The sequence below is a fragment of the Streptomyces gamaensis genome (genome assembly GCF_042656465.1).
In the GTDB taxonomy this organism is placed as follows: domain Bacteria; phylum Actinomycetota; class Actinomycetes; order Streptomycetales; family Streptomycetaceae; genus Streptomyces; species Streptomyces gamaensis.
The window spans coordinates 37,086-53,279 of sequence record NZ_JBHSPB010000004.1; the positions used below are offsets into that span (position 1 = coordinate 37,086).

General features: G+C 65.7%; 21 protein-coding genes and 3 pseudogenes. 13 read left to right on the forward strand and 11 right to left on the reverse strand.

The window, feature by feature from the left end:
* The first annotated feature begins 3 nt into the window (after positions 1-3).
* The 5 genes from ACFP1Z_RS07420 (at position 4) to ACFP1Z_RS07440 (ending at position 5,048) form a co-directional block, all read left to right on the forward strand.
* A complete protein-coding gene (locus ACFP1Z_RS07420) occupies positions 4-894 on the forward strand; it encodes a hypothetical protein (RefSeq protein WP_390315107.1) in 891 nt (296 codons plus the stop codon).
* A gap of 197 nt (positions 895-1,091) precedes the next feature.
* On the forward strand, positions 1,092-3,326 hold the full coding sequence (locus tag ACFP1Z_RS07425) for a glycoside hydrolase domain-containing protein (protein ID WP_390315108.1): 2,235 nt from the start codon (positions 1,092-1,094) through the stop codon (positions 3,324-3,326).
* Positions 3,327-3,332: 6 nt separating this feature from the next.
* Complete coding sequence (locus tag ACFP1Z_RS07430; protein WP_390315109.1) at positions 3,333-3,815, forward strand: hypothetical protein; 483 nt, start codon at positions 3,333-3,335, stop codon at positions 3,813-3,815.
* A 4-nt stretch (positions 3,816-3,819) separates the two neighbouring features.
* Entirely contained in the window at positions 3,820-4,569 is a 750-nt protein-coding gene (locus ACFP1Z_RS07435) for a hypothetical protein (RefSeq protein WP_390315110.1), read from the forward strand.
* Between the two features lie 197 nt (positions 4,570-4,766).
* Positions 4,767-5,048: a hypothetical protein gene (locus ACFP1Z_RS07440; protein ID WP_390315111.1), complete on the forward strand. Its 282-nt coding sequence runs from the start codon at positions 4,767-4,769 to the stop codon at positions 5,046-5,048.
* 400 nt (positions 5,049-5,448) lie between these two features.
* On the opposite strand, the gene ACFP1Z_RS07445 is transcribed toward ACFP1Z_RS07440, so the two are convergent.
* Complete coding sequence (locus ACFP1Z_RS07445; protein WP_390315112.1) at positions 5,449-5,916, reverse strand: ATP-binding protein; 468 nt, start codon at positions 5,914-5,916, stop codon at positions 5,449-5,451.
* A 205-nt stretch (positions 5,917-6,121) separates the two neighbouring features.
* Here ACFP1Z_RS07445 and ACFP1Z_RS07450 point away from each other — a divergent pair, with 205 nt between their 5' ends.
* The 3 genes from ACFP1Z_RS07450 (at position 6,122) to ACFP1Z_RS07460 (ending at position 7,722) form a co-directional block, all read left to right on the forward strand.
* Entirely contained in the window at positions 6,122-7,000 is an 879-nt protein-coding gene (locus ACFP1Z_RS07450; RefSeq protein WP_390315113.1) for a helix-turn-helix domain-containing protein, read from the forward strand.
* Positions 6,997-7,206: a DUF397 domain-containing protein gene (locus tag ACFP1Z_RS07455; protein WP_390315114.1), complete on the forward strand. Its 210-nt coding sequence runs from the start codon at positions 6,997-6,999 to the stop codon at positions 7,204-7,206. The genes ACFP1Z_RS07450 and ACFP1Z_RS07455 overlap by 4 nt, the downstream gene beginning before the upstream one ends.
* Before the next feature lie 399 nt (positions 7,207-7,605).
* On the forward strand, positions 7,606-7,722 hold the full coding sequence (locus ACFP1Z_RS07460; protein WP_390315115.1) for a DUF397 domain-containing protein: 117 nt from the start codon (positions 7,606-7,608) through the stop codon (positions 7,720-7,722).
* Between the two features lie 80 nt (positions 7,723-7,802).
* On the opposite strand, the gene ACFP1Z_RS07465 is transcribed toward ACFP1Z_RS07460, so the two are convergent.
* The 6 genes from ACFP1Z_RS07465 to ACFP1Z_RS07490 form a co-directional block, all read right to left on the reverse strand.
* Positions 7,803-8,315: a DUF6879 family protein gene (locus ACFP1Z_RS07465; protein ID WP_390315116.1), complete on the reverse strand. Its 513-nt coding sequence runs from the start codon at positions 8,313-8,315 to the stop codon at positions 7,803-7,805.
* Positions 8,299-8,499: a hypothetical protein gene (locus tag ACFP1Z_RS07470; RefSeq protein ID WP_390315117.1), complete on the reverse strand. Its 201-nt coding sequence runs from the start codon at positions 8,497-8,499 to the stop codon at positions 8,299-8,301. Before ACFP1Z_RS07470 ends, ACFP1Z_RS07465 begins: the two co-directional genes overlap by 17 nt.
* Positions 8,500-8,751: 252 nt before the next feature.
* Positions 8,752-9,324 carry a Uma2 family endonuclease gene (locus ACFP1Z_RS07475; RefSeq protein WP_390315118.1) on the reverse strand — a complete coding sequence of 191 codons (573 nt, stop codon included), beginning with the start codon at positions 9,322-9,324 and terminating at the stop codon, positions 8,752-8,754.
* A gap of 145 nt (positions 9,325-9,469) precedes the next feature.
* Positions 9,470-9,712: a DUF6255 family natural product biosynthesis protein gene (locus ACFP1Z_RS07480; RefSeq protein ID WP_390315119.1), complete on the reverse strand. Its 243-nt coding sequence runs from the start codon at positions 9,710-9,712 to the stop codon at positions 9,470-9,472.
* Positions 9,709-9,879 carry a hypothetical protein gene (locus ACFP1Z_RS07485; protein ID WP_390315120.1) on the reverse strand — a complete coding sequence of 57 codons (171 nt, stop codon included), beginning with the start codon at positions 9,877-9,879 and terminating at the stop codon, positions 9,709-9,711. The genes ACFP1Z_RS07480 and ACFP1Z_RS07485 overlap by 4 nt, the downstream gene beginning before the upstream one ends.
* On the reverse strand, positions 9,873-10,133 hold the full coding sequence (locus ACFP1Z_RS07490; protein WP_390315121.1) for a hypothetical protein: 261 nt from the start codon (positions 10,131-10,133) through the stop codon (positions 9,873-9,875). Before ACFP1Z_RS07490 ends, ACFP1Z_RS07485 begins: the two co-directional genes overlap by 7 nt.
* Before the next feature lie 130 nt (positions 10,134-10,263).
* Here ACFP1Z_RS07490 and ACFP1Z_RS07495 point away from each other — a divergent pair, with 130 nt between their 5' ends.
* The 3 genes and pseudogenes from ACFP1Z_RS07495 to ACFP1Z_RS07505 form a co-directional block, all read left to right on the forward strand.
* Positions 10,264-11,091: a helix-turn-helix domain-containing protein gene (locus tag ACFP1Z_RS07495; protein WP_390315122.1), complete on the forward strand. Its 828-nt coding sequence runs from the start codon at positions 10,264-10,266 to the stop codon at positions 11,089-11,091.
* Complete coding sequence (locus ACFP1Z_RS07500) at positions 11,088-11,357, forward strand: DUF397 domain-containing protein (protein WP_390315123.1); 270 nt, start codon at positions 11,088-11,090, stop codon at positions 11,355-11,357. The genes ACFP1Z_RS07495 and ACFP1Z_RS07500 overlap by 4 nt, the downstream gene beginning before the upstream one ends.
* Positions 11,358-11,375: 18 nt before the next feature.
* A pseudogene (locus ACFP1Z_RS07505) lies at positions 11,376-11,609 on the forward strand (YdcF family protein); the annotation flags it as partial.
* 56 nt (positions 11,610-11,665) lie between these two features.
* Here the strand turns inward: ACFP1Z_RS07505 and ACFP1Z_RS07510 are convergent.
* Positions 11,666-12,869, reverse strand: a pseudogene (locus ACFP1Z_RS07510) (RNA-guided endonuclease InsQ/TnpB family protein); the annotation flags it as partial.
* Between the two features lie 180 nt (positions 12,870-13,049).
* On the opposite strand from ACFP1Z_RS07510, the pseudogene ACFP1Z_RS07515 reads away from it, so the two are divergent.
* Positions 13,050-13,166: pseudogene (locus ACFP1Z_RS07515) on the forward strand (YdcF family protein); the annotation flags it as partial.
* 72 nt (positions 13,167-13,238) lie between these two features.
* On the forward strand, positions 13,239-13,835 hold the full coding sequence (locus tag ACFP1Z_RS07520) for a hypothetical protein (RefSeq protein WP_390315124.1): 597 nt from the start codon (positions 13,239-13,241) through the stop codon (positions 13,833-13,835).
* Positions 13,836-13,846: 11 nt separating this feature from the next.
* Here the strand turns inward: ACFP1Z_RS07520 and ACFP1Z_RS07525 are convergent, their stop codons facing one another.
* The 3 genes from ACFP1Z_RS07525 to ACFP1Z_RS07535 form a co-directional block, all read right to left on the reverse strand.
* On the reverse strand, positions 13,847-14,161 hold the full coding sequence (locus tag ACFP1Z_RS07525) for a hypothetical protein (RefSeq protein WP_390315125.1): 315 nt from the start codon (positions 14,159-14,161) through the stop codon (positions 13,847-13,849).
* Between the two features lie 156 nt (positions 14,162-14,317).
* Positions 14,318-14,530, reverse strand: a complete 213-nt coding sequence (locus ACFP1Z_RS07530; RefSeq protein WP_390315126.1) for a hypothetical protein — start codon at positions 14,528-14,530, stop codon at positions 14,318-14,320.
* Between the two features lie 130 nt (positions 14,531-14,660).
* Positions 14,661-15,869 carry a helix-turn-helix domain-containing protein gene (locus tag ACFP1Z_RS07535; RefSeq protein WP_390315127.1) on the reverse strand — a complete coding sequence of 403 codons (1,209 nt, stop codon included), beginning with the start codon at positions 15,867-15,869 and terminating at the stop codon, positions 14,661-14,663.
* Between the last annotated feature and the right edge of the window lie 325 nt (positions 15,870-16,194).

Below are 16,194 nucleotides of genomic sequence, written 5' to 3' on the forward strand. Positions count from 1 at the left end.
CCGGTGAAGACGGTTAAGTATGTGGTTATCGGTGGTGCCATTGCGGCGATAGCGCTCGGAGCCTCCGGGTACTCCATCGCGCAGTCATCGTCGGCAGCTGCGAGCAAATCCGACCAGGCTGGTATGCCCTACCGGGCAACCCTGAATGGATTCACCTTTCCTTTAGAAAATTACCGGCTGTCTGACGCCGACCAGAGAAAGGTGAACAATGCTGTCGACGCCCTGACTGCCCGCTGCCTGCAGGGTTTCGCCATAACTTACAGCCCGAACCCCCGCAGCGATTTTGCGGACACGCATAGCAGGATCTACGGCGTCACCGACGAAGCCCAAGCCAAGTCCTTTGGGTACCGCTCGCCGGTTGCTGTTCAGAGGGTGACGCCGCAAGCTGCGGTTGAGGCGCCCCAGCATGCGGCGGTACGGACTGGCGCCGTGAGCACATACAACAACAAAGCTGTCCCCAGCGGTGGTTGCGTGGGGGAGGCCGGTCGTCAGATTTATCGCGGGCAGCACGCTAGCCTGCGCGGTCTGGCTGACGGGTTGATCTTCCAGGCCAGCGACCAAGCCCGGCGCGACGACCGGGTGCGAGAGGTCTTTGCCGACTGGAGCGGCTGCATGAAGGGCAAGGGATTCTCTTACAAGACTCCCATCGATGCCATGAGCGGCCTTGCAGCCAGCAATGGCGCTGCCGGAAAAGACGAAAGGTCGGTCGCGGTCGCGGACGCGCAGTGCAAGAAGCAGAACAACGTCATCGGTGTCTGGTCTTCTGTTGAAGCCGACTACCAGAAAAAGGCGATCTCTGCTCATCGCCCCGACCTCAAAATGGTTCAGGAGGATTTGCAGAGCCTGCTGACCAATGCCGATCGCGCTCTCGCAGCAGAAAAAGCGGCTCGCTAGCATTCTCTCGCTCATCCGGGATCCAGAAGGAGCCGCCTTCACGCTGCTTTGGTGAAGGCGGCTCTGGGTTGCCCGATCCGACGGAACCCCTGATATGACGGCGACACGGACTCCAAGGGCAGGTCCTCCCCGAAAACGAAAACTCCGAAGATCGCCTCACAGGCCCACCCCAAGCTGACGATGACCAGGGGATTGCTATGGCTGACGAAATGGTGCTACGTGCACAGAAGTTCGTGAACTCCGTTTATGGGACACGGATCGGGATGAGAGTGACCGAAGATGGGAGGACGAGCTGGAACACCATGTACACCCTCACCCGCGCCCTTCAGTACGAGCTGGGCATACCAGAGCTCTCCAACAGCTTCGGTCCGACTACCCTTTCCAAGATCGCGGAGAAATACGGAAAGCTCGACGAGACCACCATCCCGTCGGCGGACTTCTGCCGGATCATCCAGTCTGCCCTGTACTGCAAGGGTTACGACGGCGGCGACATCAACGGGACGTACAACTCCCGTGTCAAGGCTGCGGTGGCGAAGCTGAACCAGAACATGGGCGTCGACGGTACCTATCCCGGAAGTTCCCTGTGGCCCAAGGTGGTCAAGGGCCTGTTCAACATGGACGCTTATGTCTCCGTCAACAACGGCTCGGAGACGATCCGCTCCATCCAGCAGTGGCTGAACGGCCGGTACGTCCTCCGCAAGGACTACTACGTCATCCCCTGCGACGGCCACCACTCCCGTGACGTCGCGAAGTCGATGCTCTTTGCCATCCAGTACGAACTGGGCATGGCCGACGGCGTCGCGAACGGAGCTTTCGGCCCCGGAACGCAGGCCGGCCTGAAGAGTCACACACTGTCTACCGGCTCCTCCGGGGTGTGGGTGCAACTGTTCACCGCAGCCATGGTGCTCAATAAGCGACCGGCTTCCTTCTCAGCATCGTTCACCCCCTCGCTGGCCGACAGCGTCACTGCGTTCCAGGCGTTCATGAACCTCACCGTCAACGGGCAGGCCGACTTCCCGACATGGTCTTCCCTGCTGGTCTCCTACGGTGACCAAACCCGGCAAGGCGCGGCGTGTGACGGCATCACCAAAATAACTCCCGCCCGCGCACAGGCACTCAAGGACGCCGGCTACAAGTACATCGGCCGCTACCTGTACAACCCCTCCACCACCAGCCTGCCGGAGAAGGAGATCCAGCCGGGAGAGCTTGAGACCATCCAGCAGTACGGACTGCGCTGCTTCCCGATCTATCAGACGTGGGCCCGCTCGGTGGACTACTACAGTGTCGCGCAAGGTGTCGCGGACTGTATGAACGCGGCATTCAAGGCAGAGGAGCACGGCTTCAAGCCAGGCTCGCGCATCTACTTCGCGGTTGACTACGACGCGGTGGACGACGAGGTGACCTCGTATATCCTGCCGTACTTCCGGAGTATCAGGGACGAGATGACCAAACTGGGCAGCCCCTACAAGATCGGGGTCTATGGCCCGCGCAACGCGTGCTCCCGGATCTCCGCGGAAGGTTACGCAGACACCAGTTTCGTCTCCGACATGTCGTCAGGCTTCTCCGGCAATCTCGGCTACACGATGCCGGAGAACTGGGCCTTCGACCAGATCGTCACCAAGACGATCGGCTCCGGTGACAGCAAGATCGAGATCGACAACAATATTGCCTCTGAACGAGACACAGGACAGGGCGACTTCTACCCCGCGCCGTCCCAGAAACTCGACATCGGCTTCAACATGAACTACTGGGCCGCCCTGCTCAAGGAGGCCGACGAGTACATGGCATCGATCGGCAGGCCCGGAGGTATAGGCTACGTCTACACCCGACAGCAGTGCCTCGAAACAATCATGACCGCCGACGCAGCCATCTCCTCGGCATCCCGTAGATACCGCATGCGTAAAGCTCTCATCCAGACGTCGGCGTTCTGGGAGTTCTGCCACTACAGCTACAAGGATGTAGTCGAGGACGCGGGGGTGGTGATGTACCACACGGGCAAAATCCCCGACTGGGGCAAGGACCTGCCGGGCGTTACCAAGTTGGTCGACAGCAGCACCGGTGTCGCCAAGGTGTCGGGGCGTACTTGCATCCTGTCGCGGAACAACTCGATCCATTCAGGGCTCCTGGAGGGCGAGATCCTCGATGCCACCTCCGACAGCGACAGATGGGCGATGTGGCAGAAGCTCAACCAGGACAACCTGTTCAATCTGAGCACCGTCCCGCACCTGCACATCTGGGCAGCCGACGGCAAGGCGGGCGACCATGCCGAGACCCCCATACGCCGCCCCGCACTCGACTACACCGACACCGAGACCTTCGAGATCCTCCGCCGCTACCAGGGCTTCGGTGAAGTAGCAGTCGCTGACGCGCACCTGCGGATGCCTCTTTACGCCATCTTCGAGAAGTACAACCGCATCATTCGCGAGTCCTGACAGATCATGATCACGGCATCCAACCCGTGGCGAGGGCACGACTTCGCCACCATGCTCGCCGTCCTGGTCGCGGGGGCGGCAACTCTGCTGAGCCTGGCCGGGTACCTGTGCTCACGGCTCACCCGCGAGGCCCGTCGGGAATACACAGCCTTCCGCCTATGCCGGGACCTGTCCCTGCTGTCAGCCGCCGCCGCGCTCGCTGTCTACCTATGGGGGTGCCTCCATAGCCTTTTCCTCGCGGACCAGGAGCTGGCCCACAGATGCGAGCGGCAGAAACCTGCGGGAGCACTGGCCCTGGTCGGCATCAGAGGCGATTTCATCCCACTGCGTGTCGTGTGCGAGACATCGAACAGCCACGACTACTCCATCGCCATCCCCGGCTACATCAACCCAACCGTCGCTCTCCTGCTGCTGCTCGCGTTCTTCTGCGCCGTCACCTCCGTCGTTTTCCATTACAAACAGCGCACGACAACACGGAAGAAAGGCTGACCCGTTGAGCCCCACCGGCATAACCCGCAGACACGTTCTCACCGCCGCGGCCGGTGTTGTCGCCGCCGCAAGCCTCGCCTCCACCGGACTCCTGTCCACCCCGGCCGTCGCCGCATCGCAGCCCCTCAGGGACGACGAACTGAAGGAGGCACTGCGCCGCGTCGAGGCCCGGCGCCGTCGGCTTCTCACCGGCCGACCGTCCGCCAATGGATGGGAGATGCAGAAGGCCGCCGACGACGGCGGTGACATCGTGACCCGTCACGTGGCGGGCACCGGCCTGAACGTCTCCGTGCGCATGGGATATCCCGCGACGGTCCTGGTTCATGTGATCCGCCGCTTCCACTACGAGGTCGACACTCTCGGCCTGCACGACGAGCCGAACCCGGTCCAGGGCTGGGTTGCACCGTCGGCCGTCCGCGACAGCCGGCTCCCGGAGTCGAACCAGGCTTCCGGCACTGCCGTCGTCGTCCGTCCGGACTTCTACCCGCCTGGCGTACGGGGCGGTTTCACCACGGCACAGCAGCTGAGCATCCGTGACATCGTCGCCGACGCCGAAGGCGTCGTCCGCTGGGGTGGCGACGACCGCCGCCCCTACGAGGGTCTGTTCTACCTCACCGTGCGTCCTGGCGATACACGTCTGGCGCGGGTCGCGGCCAAGATCCGGACCTGGAACGAGACTCCGGGCTCGGGGGCCGGGGTGGTACCCGACGTGACAGAGCCCTCCCGGCGCCGCCAGGCCGCCCGCTACCACTGAGCGATCCGACACCTGACGGCGCCGTCACGTTATCGGGGTAACGGGTGTGGAGGGCGCTTCAGGACGCGTATCTCAGGAGACACATTCATCAAAGGCGGGAGGTATGTCCTTCGATAAGGACCAGGCTGTCCGTCTCCCGTGAGGACGGTACATATACGGTCAGGCTGACAGAGCGTCAGCGGTCGGCCATCGGATCCGTGCTGCTGTTCATGGGTGACCGCGGTGGATCCGATGCCCTGGCTCTGCGACTTGGCTGCTCCAGAGAGTTTCTGGAGGAGGTCTATCGGCGGGTCGACGGAAATGAGCAGCGTGGTTGGTCGATTGAGGCCCTCCATGTAGTTCATGCTGCGCTGAGCACGATCGGAAACCTCTTCGTGTCGGAAGAAGACTTCTACATTCGTCTGGGGTTCTTCCGGGAGAACGCAGCGGCTATGGCGGTTTCACTGGTGGAAGCGATCACAGCTGTAGCGCTTGAATAGGAGATGCCCTGCTAGATTGCTGCCGGTGGGCCGGGGCAGGGCCGGCGGTGCCGGGTGAGCAACACAGCTCACCCGGCACCGCCGCCCCCTTCCTGCCGTATGGAGCGACGATCACGGGACCCGGCTCCGCCCGTGGGACTCCGGCGCGGCCGGCTGCGGGCGGGTCATGACTGCCTCACGCGGTGGTACGTCGTCCAGTGCGTCGTGAACTGCTCGCGGATACGGGCCTCCACCTGCCGGTTGCCGCGCGTACGCGCTTCGCGCGCGGCTTCCGCGAACCGGATGCAGGCAGGGCAGTCGGCGGCGGAGCCCCGGACTGTGACACCGTCGGATCCGGACGTGTGCGGTACGGACACGACGGTGCGCAGACGTGATGCGGTCGCGGATGCGTCTCGTTCCTTCAAGGCCTTCTCCTTGTGGTGTCGAGGTGAGCCCATACGGTCTTACCGGGGCCGTTCGCGCGTTGCCTGACCCCCCACGTGTCCGCGAAGTACTCCACGATGCGGAGTCCTCGGCCGGACCGGCTGGCATCGGTGGCATCGAACCCGGCGTCGTACTGCGGGAACGCGGACTCGTCCGCGAACTCCGGGCAGGGGTATCCCGGCTGAGGAGGGCCCTGAGAGGACGAGTCGGTGACTTCGAGAACCAGGACTCCGCGCCTGCGGCGAATGCGGAGTTCGAAGAACTCCCCGATTCCCTTGGCGTGCAGAACAGCGTTCGTCGCCAACTCGCTGACGACCAGAACCGCCGACTCGGTCAGCTCGGTGCCGACCTTCCAAGCGCGGCATATCGACTCGGTGTGTTTTCGCGCTCCGGAAATCGAGGACCTGGTGGATCGGAACGTGCGCTGTGCCGTGCGTCCGGACATACGGCCCCCAGGGCAGGCAGACGGAACGATGGCCACTTGCGCGACCTGTGACGGCGCCGTGTGGCGCAACTCACGCTAGACCTCAACTGGACTTCGATGCAACACGCTTGGCTATGCAAAGTTGCATCTTGCTTCCTGGGGCTTACCCGCTAGCCTGTTGCGTCACCAGCGCAGGAGACTGGACACGTCCGGTGAGGAGGGGGCCATGCCCGCTGGTGGGCGACCTACGGTGCGCAGCAGGCGACTTGGGGCAACGTTGCGCCGCTACCGAGAGGCGGCGCGGCTGGACCAGGACCACGCGGCGGAGGTGATCGCCGCATCCAAGTCCAAGATCAGCCGCATCGAGTCGGGCCAAGTTACCGTGAAACCGGGCGACGTTCGGCTGATGCTTGAGCTGTACGGGGTGACGGACCTGGCGGTGGCCAAGCATCTGGAGCAGCTGGCGCGGGACAGTAACAAGCGTGGGTGGTGGATGGATGATGCGCAGCTTCCGGGGGAGTTCGCCGACTTCGTCTCCCTTGAGTCCGACGCATCCTATATCCGCACGTGGCAGAACCTCTTCATTCCTGGGCTTCTGCAAACTCCGGACTATTTGCGGACGTTGACTCGGCACGCCAGTGTCACGACGTACACGCCGCAAGCGGAGGACGCCTTCGTGAAGGTCAAGGAGGAACGCAGGAGGGCAGTCAACCGGAACGGTGCTCACTTTGCGGCAGTCATCTGGGAGCCGGTGCTTACAGCTCCCATGCCCTCGGCCCGTGTCCATCGTGAACAGTTGGAGCACATCGCCAAAGTCGCACAGCAGTCGAACGTGACCATCCAGGTGCTCCCATTGGCCGAGTGGAAAGCCGCCCACCTTGCAAGTCATTTTGTGGTGTTCAGCTTCGGGCCCGAGCTCGCCCCGGAAGCCGTCGCCTTCGACAGTGCGACCAGCACCGTGATCCAGGAAGACCCCGACGACGTGGTCAAGCATGTCCGGATCTTTGAAGCGCTTCGCTCGGCCGCCCTAACCCCAGATCGCAGTATCGAGTTCATCCAGGACGCAGCCAACAGTATTCCGGAGAGCAAGGAAGACCAGTGTTGAAGACCCGTGAGGTTGTTACCGAGTTCCGCAAAGCCAGTGCTTCGCAGGGAGGCTACCAAGACTGCGTGGAAGTGGCCGGAACCGCCGACGGCGGCCGAGCCATACGGGACAGCAAGGACCCCGACGGACCGATACTCTTCTTCACCCCAAGTGAATGGGCGGCTTTCTCCGACGGCATGAGCAAGGGCGAGTTCGACGACCTGTGAACCTGTGACTTTGCTGGAAGCAGCCCAATTTACAGTAATTAGGACACTTCGGGGCCGGAGTAGGTGAAGGGTCCCGCGCTCTGCCTTCGCCTGAGCCCCTGGCGGGTATCGGCGGGCTGCGCGGTGCCGAGGGGGCCCGTTCCCTGCCCGTTACGGATAGGGCCAGCAGCGGGCCTTGGATGAGGTCGGTGGTCAATGCGCGGCCGAGGTATTCGGTGAGGGCAAGCAGTTCCGGGAGGACAGCAGTATTCCCCGGCAGTGCGGCCGCCCGCAGCACGGCGTCACGGAGTACGGGAGAACCATCCGTCGGCGAGTGCGTGGCCGGCATCCCTGGCCCGAAGTCCTCGGCCTGGTAGCCGTGTTCGTAGCGGGTGAGGCGTAGCTCGCGCCATACCGGGATTGATCCCCGTACGTGACAGCAAGACCCCCCAACACCCGATCCTGACCGTCCCCTCCATCTCGTGGTCCGGGTTCCTCTCCGCACTCCACAGAGGCGAGTTCGACCAGTACCAGTAGGCCGAGAGCAAGCACAGTTCTGCCGCCTCCACGTCCACACGCCTGCCAGAGCAACCAGCTCTGCGGGTTCAAGCGTCAAGCTATTTCACATACTCCGAGAACGGCACAGCCTCAGCGAGGGCGATTCGCTGGAACTCCACGAATGGCGCGGGGTCGCCCTCGAACAGCTCCCGATTGATCTGCGTTCCGTCCGACTCATAGTTCATGAGCACGACCGTGGACCTGTCGAACATCCAGAAGTCCTGAACGCCCGCCAGCGGGTTGGGCCGGTCTGTCACGTCCAGGATGCGGATGTCTTCGCCCGCTTCGAACTGCGGGGCATAGTACTGCGCGAACTCGAACCGGAGGTAGTCCGAGAGCGGCCGCGTGACGATGTGCACTCGCCCGATACTGCCGCCGGTTTCCTGATGCTTGCGGATCAGTTCGAACCACTCGTCGTCGCCTTCGGGAATTGCCACCGGCTGACCGGAGAGGAATCGGGAGAACTCCTCGGCTTCCTGCGGGACGAGGTACTGCGGCAGCGTTTCGAGCCGCCAGGCTTCCTTCGTGAAGTCCCGGAACTGCGCGTCCCAGGCGTCACCAGCCAAGAGCACGGAACGCCTCCCTCAGCACGCTTTCGGGGATCTTGACCAGTACTTCACCGGCCGGGGGCTCGAACGCGTGGGAGGACTCGCCCTGGACGACGAAGCCGCCGTCCGACTCGTCGCGGTACACGTTGGGGCAGTCCTTCTTGCCGCAGTCGCCCTGTCCGCTGCCCGTGAGCCGCGTAAGCGCCATCTGCCAACTCCCTCGGAGTCTGGCCCTGGTTGGGCCGTCTGCCAACGACCGTAGGGAGGACCAGCACGGACTGTCCATGCGACCTCGGGAATATTCCTGTGATGGACTAAAGATCAATCTTCAGAGCGCCTGCGTGTCCCTTCAACGGTTGCGTCCCGTACCTCGGCGTACAGCGCGGTGAGCGTCTCGCTCACGGCCAGGCGCGGGAGTTGCAGCGCGTCCAACGCAGCTGCGTCGGCGCCGACGTCCTATCTAGCGAACGTAGTTCTTGAGACGCTCGGTGTTGAGGGTGATGCCAAGTCCCGGCAACTCGACAGTGTCGCCGAAGTCAGCCGTGTGGACGTCGCTGTAGCGGCCGTTGCGCGGAGTGGCGTACAGGACCAGGGTGCAGTGCTCCCGATCCACCAGGAGATAGACCGGGATGCCCGACTCGGCGTAGGCACGGGGCTTTTCGACGCGGTCGCGCTGATCGGTGTCCCGGTCCCAGGACGTGATCTCGACGGTCATCAGGACGCCGTCCGGAGTCCCGTACTCACTCTGCCCGGTGAAGTGCTCCTCGGGAGCCAGCACGCCGTCCGGCTTCACCCTGCCGTTGCGGTACGTCCCCACTTCCAGCCCCTGCTCGGGGAAAAGGTTGAGGTCAGGGCGCTGCTGGATGCACTGCCGGATGAGCCACATGATGATCTGCCCGTGGTCACCGTCCGGCATGGGCTTGGCACCGATCCTTCCGTACAGGAACTCAAGAGTGACCGTGTCGGGCGCGTGGCGGGACACTTCCTCGAAGTCCTCCACCCGCATCTGCGGCCGCTCCCGCGTCGCCGCCATGATCACGCACCTCCTCCCGGGGACCTGGATCCATCGTAGCGGTGGGCACACACGTGGCCCCTGCGCTGATCCGCGTCCCGGGTGACGGCCCGGCACGCCTGTCGGCACGAGAGGCGAAAGGCGCGCACGGGCTCGGCCGGGGCGACTACCGCGCGAGGAGCGCGCCCCGCCCCGGCGGCTTCACCGTGGAAACGGGCGCCACGGGGAGAGTGGAACCCGGTTCCGGCACCCCCTCGCGCGGCGGCGGATGCGGCAGCAGAAGCGCCTCGTAGCCCGTGAAGCGTTCCGTCCCGCATCCGCTCGCGCACCTCTCGACGCCTTGGGCGAGTCGCCAACCCGAATCGTGGAGACAGTGGTTGACCAGTCGCCCGGTGCATCGCGCTGTCATGCGTGCGCCCTCCAGTAGTGCCGGAACCGTTCGACCGTCCACTTCCAACCCGCCTCGCCGTCGCCTTGCCGTGCGGCCTCGCAGTAGCCGTCGTAGATCCGCCGACATTCGTCGCACGACCGCAGCTCCTGCTGCTCCGGAATCCCGTCCGCCCACACGTTCACCACCCCACACGCCCCTGTCGGCTTCCGGCGTTGGCCGCCGCCACCCGCGCGCTGAGCACCTCCGCGCGGGTCGCCGGGCGAATGTCCCCCGCTGCCGCGTCCCACTCGATCCCGCCGCCCAACGGGCGGAGCCGGCACCGGGAACGCCGATGGTCGACGATCTCGCCCACCCGGCCTGTCGTGCCGTCCCGGACGAGATCACCCACCGCCGGTACGGGGACGGTGGCTTCGTCGGCTTGTTCGTGGGTAGGGGCCATTCGGCAACCTCGCGCGTTCGTTCGCCCACACGGGCGATGTTTACTGACGGTGCTCCAAGCGTTTCGCTCCGCTCCTACGCTGAACAGGGTTCGAGCCACCCCAACGGGGCTGGCGTAAAAGGGGGTTGCGATGACCGACGACCCGGACGAGGCGGCACCGCACAACGGAGCGGGCTATCTCGGTGTCGAGGTACGGGCCTGGCGCACGGGCAACGGGATGAGCCAGCGGGAGCTCGGCGAGAAAGCGATGTACGGGCAGCAGTACGTGGCCAAGGTCGAGGCGGGCGAACGCCTCGCGAGCCCCGAATTCGCGGCGACCTGCGACCAGGTCTTCGGCACGCCCGGAACGTTTGCGCGCTTGCGGGAGCGGGCGGCGCGGCGGGGGTACCCGGACTGGTTCGAGCCGTATGTGAGGCTGGAACAGCGGGCAGCGGAAATTCTCGCCTACAGCGCGAACCTCGTCATGGGGATGCTGCAGACGGAGGCGTACGCGCACGCGGTCTTCCGGAAGGCTCGTCCACGCGACGAGCTGAAAGTGACGGACGAGAGGGTGGCCCGGCGTCTCCGTCGCCACCGAGTCATGGAGGGCGAGAACCCGCCACTGTTGTGGGTTGTCCTCGGCGAAGCGTGTCTTCGGCAACTGGTCGGCGGCCCGGCTGTCATGCACGAGCAGCTGGGTCACCTGATTCAGGAGGCGGAGTCCCCGCACATCACCCTGCAGGTGCTCCCTTTCTCGTCGGGAGCGCCTGCCTCACACATGTCGTTCGTCGTCCTGCGATTCGGCGCGGACGAACCGGGAGTGCTCTACGTGGAGAACCCGGTCTCGGGCCAGGTGATCGACTCCCCGTCGACAGTGGCCAACGCGGAAGCCACCTACGACCGGCTCAGGGCCGACGCGCTGTCTCCTGAAGCTTCACTGTCACTGATCCACCGAGTGAGGGAGGAATGGTCCCCATGAACACTGACAACGCTTCCGGCATACGCTGGACCAAATCCAGCTACTGCGGCGGGAATGAGGGCGAGTGCGTCGAGGTGGGCGCCAGGTGGGCCAAGTCCAGCCACTGCGGCGGGAACGGAGGGGAATGCGTCGAAATAGCCCACGGCATACCGGGCTTGATCCCCATACGCGACAGCAAGACCCCCCACCACCCGATTCTGGCCTTCCCCGCCACCTCGTGGTCCGGCTTCCTCTCCGCACTCCACAGAGGCGAGTTCGACCAGTAACGACAACAGGGAGCCCCTGTGCCGGACCGCGAACAGCGCACGATCACCGATGCGCAGCGGAACGATGCCCACGTGATCTGGCAGTACCACCAGATGCATCACGCACCGACCCCCTGCTCCGCAGCCATCGGCCTCGGCAGCCACGACCTCGGCGTCGCGACGACCACAGCCGAGTTGTACCGTTCCGGTCTCTTCCCCGTGGTCGTCTTCAGCGGCGGCAACAGTCCGACCACCGCGGCCCGTTTCCCGCGTGTTGACTCCTCCCCCTCGTAAACGAGGGGGATTCCTAGCTCACGTCGCCTGACCCCCGGCGGGGGTGCAGGTCTTGCACGATCAGCACTAGCCGGGACAGAGACCAGCCCGGACCAGCATGACGCGGGCGGAGTTCTTGTCCCGGGGGGACACGGTTCCGCACGCGGTGCAGGTATACGTTCGTTCGGAGAGGGGGAGTGCGTGCTTGGTTCTCGCTCCGCACTGCGCACAGTCCATCGTGGTGTGCGCGGGGTGTACCAGGTGCACGGTCCGTCCGTGTTTCCTGGCTGTCTCGATCAGGGCCTTCTTGGTGGCGCCGATCGCGGCGTCGACGGCCTTGCGGGCCATGGTGGTCCTGGCGAGGAACTTCGGCCTGAAGTCCTCCACCGCAAGGGCGTCGTGGTCGCGGACGACCTTCCTGGCCCACTTGCGGGCGGTGTCCTGCCGCTGGGCTGCCACCTTCCGGTGCAGCTTCGCCGCCTGCCGCTTCGCCTGCCGGTAGCCCTTCGAAGCGGCCTGTCCCTTCTTCGGCCTCCTGCGCGCCATCATCCGCTGATAGCGGGCGAGCTTCTGCGCGGCGGACTTGCCGTGCTGCGGGTGGGGAAGGTCGTGGCCGTCGCTGGTAGTGGTCGCGATCTCGCGTACGCCCCAGTCGATGCCGATCACACGGCCTGTTTCCGGCAGGGTTTCGGTCACGGCAGGGACGACGAACGACGCCCACCAGTGCCCCACGCTGTCCCGGTACACACGCACCGACGAGGGCGGCTTGGGCAGCTGGCGCGACCACACCGGACGTACGACGATCCCGCCCGCCAGATGCAGACGGCCGTCCTTCAGCCGGAACCCGCGTGTGGTGTAGTTCAGCGACGGGAGCGAGCCGCGTCTCTTCTTCCAGCGGGGCATCCCGGCCCGCTGCTGTACCGGCAAGCGGTTCTTGATGTCTTTGAGCGCCTTCGTCCGCGACTTCGCGAAGTCCCGTATCACCTGCTGCTGGGGAACACTGGAGCCCTCCGCAAGCCACGGGATGCTCCTGCGCGCCCCGGTCAGCATCCTGTCGAGCTGCGCCGGACCGCACGTCAGCTTCTCGCCGGTAGCCTCGCCCCGTGCGTGCACCTGCCTGGACTTCGCGACGCATTCGTTCCACAGCCAGCGGCAGCGGCCCCACTCACCCTCAAGATCACGGCGCGCCGAAGCGGACAGGCGAAGACGGTAGGTGTACCGGACGTGCCCGGCATCCTCCGCCTTCGCTCCCGCAGCCATGCACACCAACCTACCGGGGAAGACGGACAGTTGAGTCCTGATCGATCTTTTTGGTGTCCCTCACCTGCTAGGACGGCGGACGCCGTATCGCGCCGGCGGCGAAACCGCAACCGCTGCCCTGCTCCGCAGGAGTCCGATTCCTCCCCGGCGTGAACGCCGGGGCCTCCTCGGAGGAATTCGGTGATCGAGTACCCGACGCTCGGATTCGCCATCGAGCAGGAAGTACCGGGTGACGTACACGAAGCGTACGAGCGTCTCTTGCGTGCCGGTTTCGACAGCCGGCTCATCGACCGGTAGGCACGGAAAACGCCCGCCTCTCCCCCAGCAGGAACTCATGACACCTGCCGAGACGTGGGAGAGGATCGGAACATGGTGATGATCAGGACGTCCAAGGCCCGGCTCGGGATACTTCCGATGGCAGCGCTGGCCGTACTGGCGGCAGGGTGCGGAACGCAGCGGCCGGGGGACACCGCCGACGCGTACCACCGTTCACATCCCACACCGAGCGGCATATCGACGCCCAGCACTCCCGTGGACTTCCCGTGTCCCGGCGAGAGCCCCACGCCGACTCCGCCGCCGACGACCGCGCACACGCAGGACGCGGCCGAGCCGCCCACCGACCACTACGCCGAGAACCACGGCTTCAGGGTTCCCTTCTCTCTTCACGGGCAGAGCCGCTGCGACGGACTCGCGGCCGTCGCACGTGTCAAGGAAGTGCTCGAACCACTGCGCAGGCGCGGCGACTTCGCGCCGGAAAGCACCCGCAGTACGCTCACCGGCCTCGGCTACCCCGCCGGGAAGGTGCGGACGCACCAGAGCGGCCCGGACGGTGTCGGCTTCCTCATCGACAGCGAAAACCCTTCACTGTGCCTGGAAGGCACGCTGAACGATATCTCCGTCCAGGCGGAAGCCTTTGGCGGCTATCCCGACCACTCCGGCTGCGACGTCCCCTCCGGGGGCCACTGACCCACTGGCGATCAGGAGTTCGCTTCCCCCTCGCCGTCGCACGTGGCGCACGGCGCCTCGTGCTGCCACCCGTCCTCGTCCTCCCACTCGATCTTTCCGCTCCCCTCGCACGACGAGCACAGAGGCATGAGCGCGGTCACCCCGATCCGCTCGTACACAGCGTCCTCCTCCAGGAGGACCGCGCTCACGCCCGGTGGCGCGTACTCGGTGATCTTCACGCGGACACGGCCTTCCCAGGTCCCGGCGACCACGCCTTCAGCGCCGTCGACCCATCCTGAACCGCTCGCCTTGACCCGGACCTTGTCGCCGTCCCGGACAGCATCCACCGCAGCTCGCTCCCGTCGTCCCCACCCCGTCGTCAGCCATGGTGGTGCCCACGGCTCACGGCCCACAAGGCTGTCGCTGCCTGCCGCAGTCGGCAGGAACCGCGGCAGGCAGCACGAAGGACGAGTCTCAGACCGCACGCACTACGGTGCGCACGCTCATTTCCCCCACCGGGCCCGCGAATTGGCCACCGAAACCTTGATGCTCAGCTGCTCCGCGTCGGTCAGCGGGCGTACCGCACCGGGATCGGCCTCCCATTCCCGTCCGCCGCCGGGTGGGCGCAGCTGGAGCCGTGGGCCTTGGTGGTCCATGACCTCACCGACCTTTCCGGTCTGCGAGTCCAGCACGAGCGTTCCTCTGGGTTCCCTCATCGGCAGTGCCCCTTGTCGATCTCTCGCCCGAAGGCTTCGGTCGTTCCGGGGACACGATGAGGCCCGGTGCGGGGCGGGCCCAGGGGCGGGGCGTCCCAGTGCCCGTACGGGGTAGGACAGCGCGTCCTGGTCAGTCGTCCTCGATCTCCAGGCGGACCGCCAGGTCGCGGATCGGGGAGCTGCGGCGCAGCTCGCGGCCGCGTAGTTCGGCGACCAGGTGGCGGGAGGTGGAGTGGTAGCGCATCCACTCCGGGGCGGTCTGCTCGGCGGTGAGCAGGGCCCGCGTCGCGGCGGCGTCGCGGCGCATCTCCGCGTGGGCGAGCGCGCGGTCGAGGTGGTGGCGGGCGAGCCATGTCGGGGGCAGGTGGCCGAGGCCGGGGATGCGCTGGGCGTGCTGGAGGGCCTTGTCGGGCTTGCCCATGTCCACGTAGGCGTTGACCGCCGCGACACCGGCGTTCGTCGGGCCGAAGGGTGTCGCGTAGTCCAGGCGGTCGATCCCGATCCGGGCGGCGGCTGCCGTCGCCATCGCGAGCAAGTCCTCCGCTACGTCGTCGCGTTGGGCGCGGACGGCAGCGGTGGTGCCGCGCAACAGCAGAATTCCCCACAGGGACAGCTCGATCGGGGCCGACCGGAATCCCGGTTCGATGCGCTCCGCCATGCGTACGGCGACCTGTTCCGCGTCCGCCAGCCGGCCCTGTTTGGCGAAGATCCACGACAGGGTCGAGACGCCGATGGTCTGCAAGTTCGGGTCGTCGGACTGCTCGGCGGCTTTCATGGACCGTTCGAGCGCGGTGAAGGCGGCGTCCTCCTTCCCGAAAGCGGTCAGTGTGGTCGCGGCGACCTGGTACGCCTCGGCGAGTACGGCGCAAGCGGCGGCGCGGTCAGTGCCTGAATACGTGTGAACGGCGGCGCGGGCATCAGCCAGGAGTGTCGGCAACAGTGCGGTGATTTTGGTGAGTTCGCCACGTCGCCGGACGTCCTCCGTACTGCGGATGCTGTTGCGCAGCTCCGCCACGGACGGTGGCGGTACGTCCTCGGGTTCCCCGAGACCCGGGAATTCCCACACTGGGGTGACCGCCTGTCGCAGCGCGAGGATGCTGGCCGGTTCCGAGCCGTTGGCAGGCCCCAGTACGGTGGGCGCACCGAGCAGTACGGATGTCTCGACGTCCAACGCCCGCGCCAGACTGTTGAGCGTGGCCATCCGGGCGGTGAGGCGCTGGTTCTGCTCCAGCTTCCGGATCGTGTCCACGCACAGCCGCGCCTTCTCGGCGAGCCTTTCCTGAGTCAGCCCGCGCCGTACGCGCAGCTCGCCGATCCGGTCCCCGAGCGTCGTCTCCATGTCCCGCCTGCCCTGCCGGAGGAGTGGGGTGTTCTCGGCCTTACCGTACGCCGGAATTCCACGGGCGTGAGCTCGGCTCCGCCGCTCGGGTTCCTGGCACCGGGGCCGGCGCCCGAGGGCGCCCGTAGGGGTACCGCCCCCGAAGCGCCCGGGCCGACGCGAGCCCCCACACGGGCCGCCGCACGAAGTGTGGACCTTTGGCACGTGAATGTCCCCGATCGGACACGGACTTGCCCAGGCCCCGTCGTTACCGTTGTCCGGTGATCTCCGTTCCGGTTGTCGCGAGCCGTTGGCAGCAAGAGTCCAGGTGCGCGTGGGCGGGGGC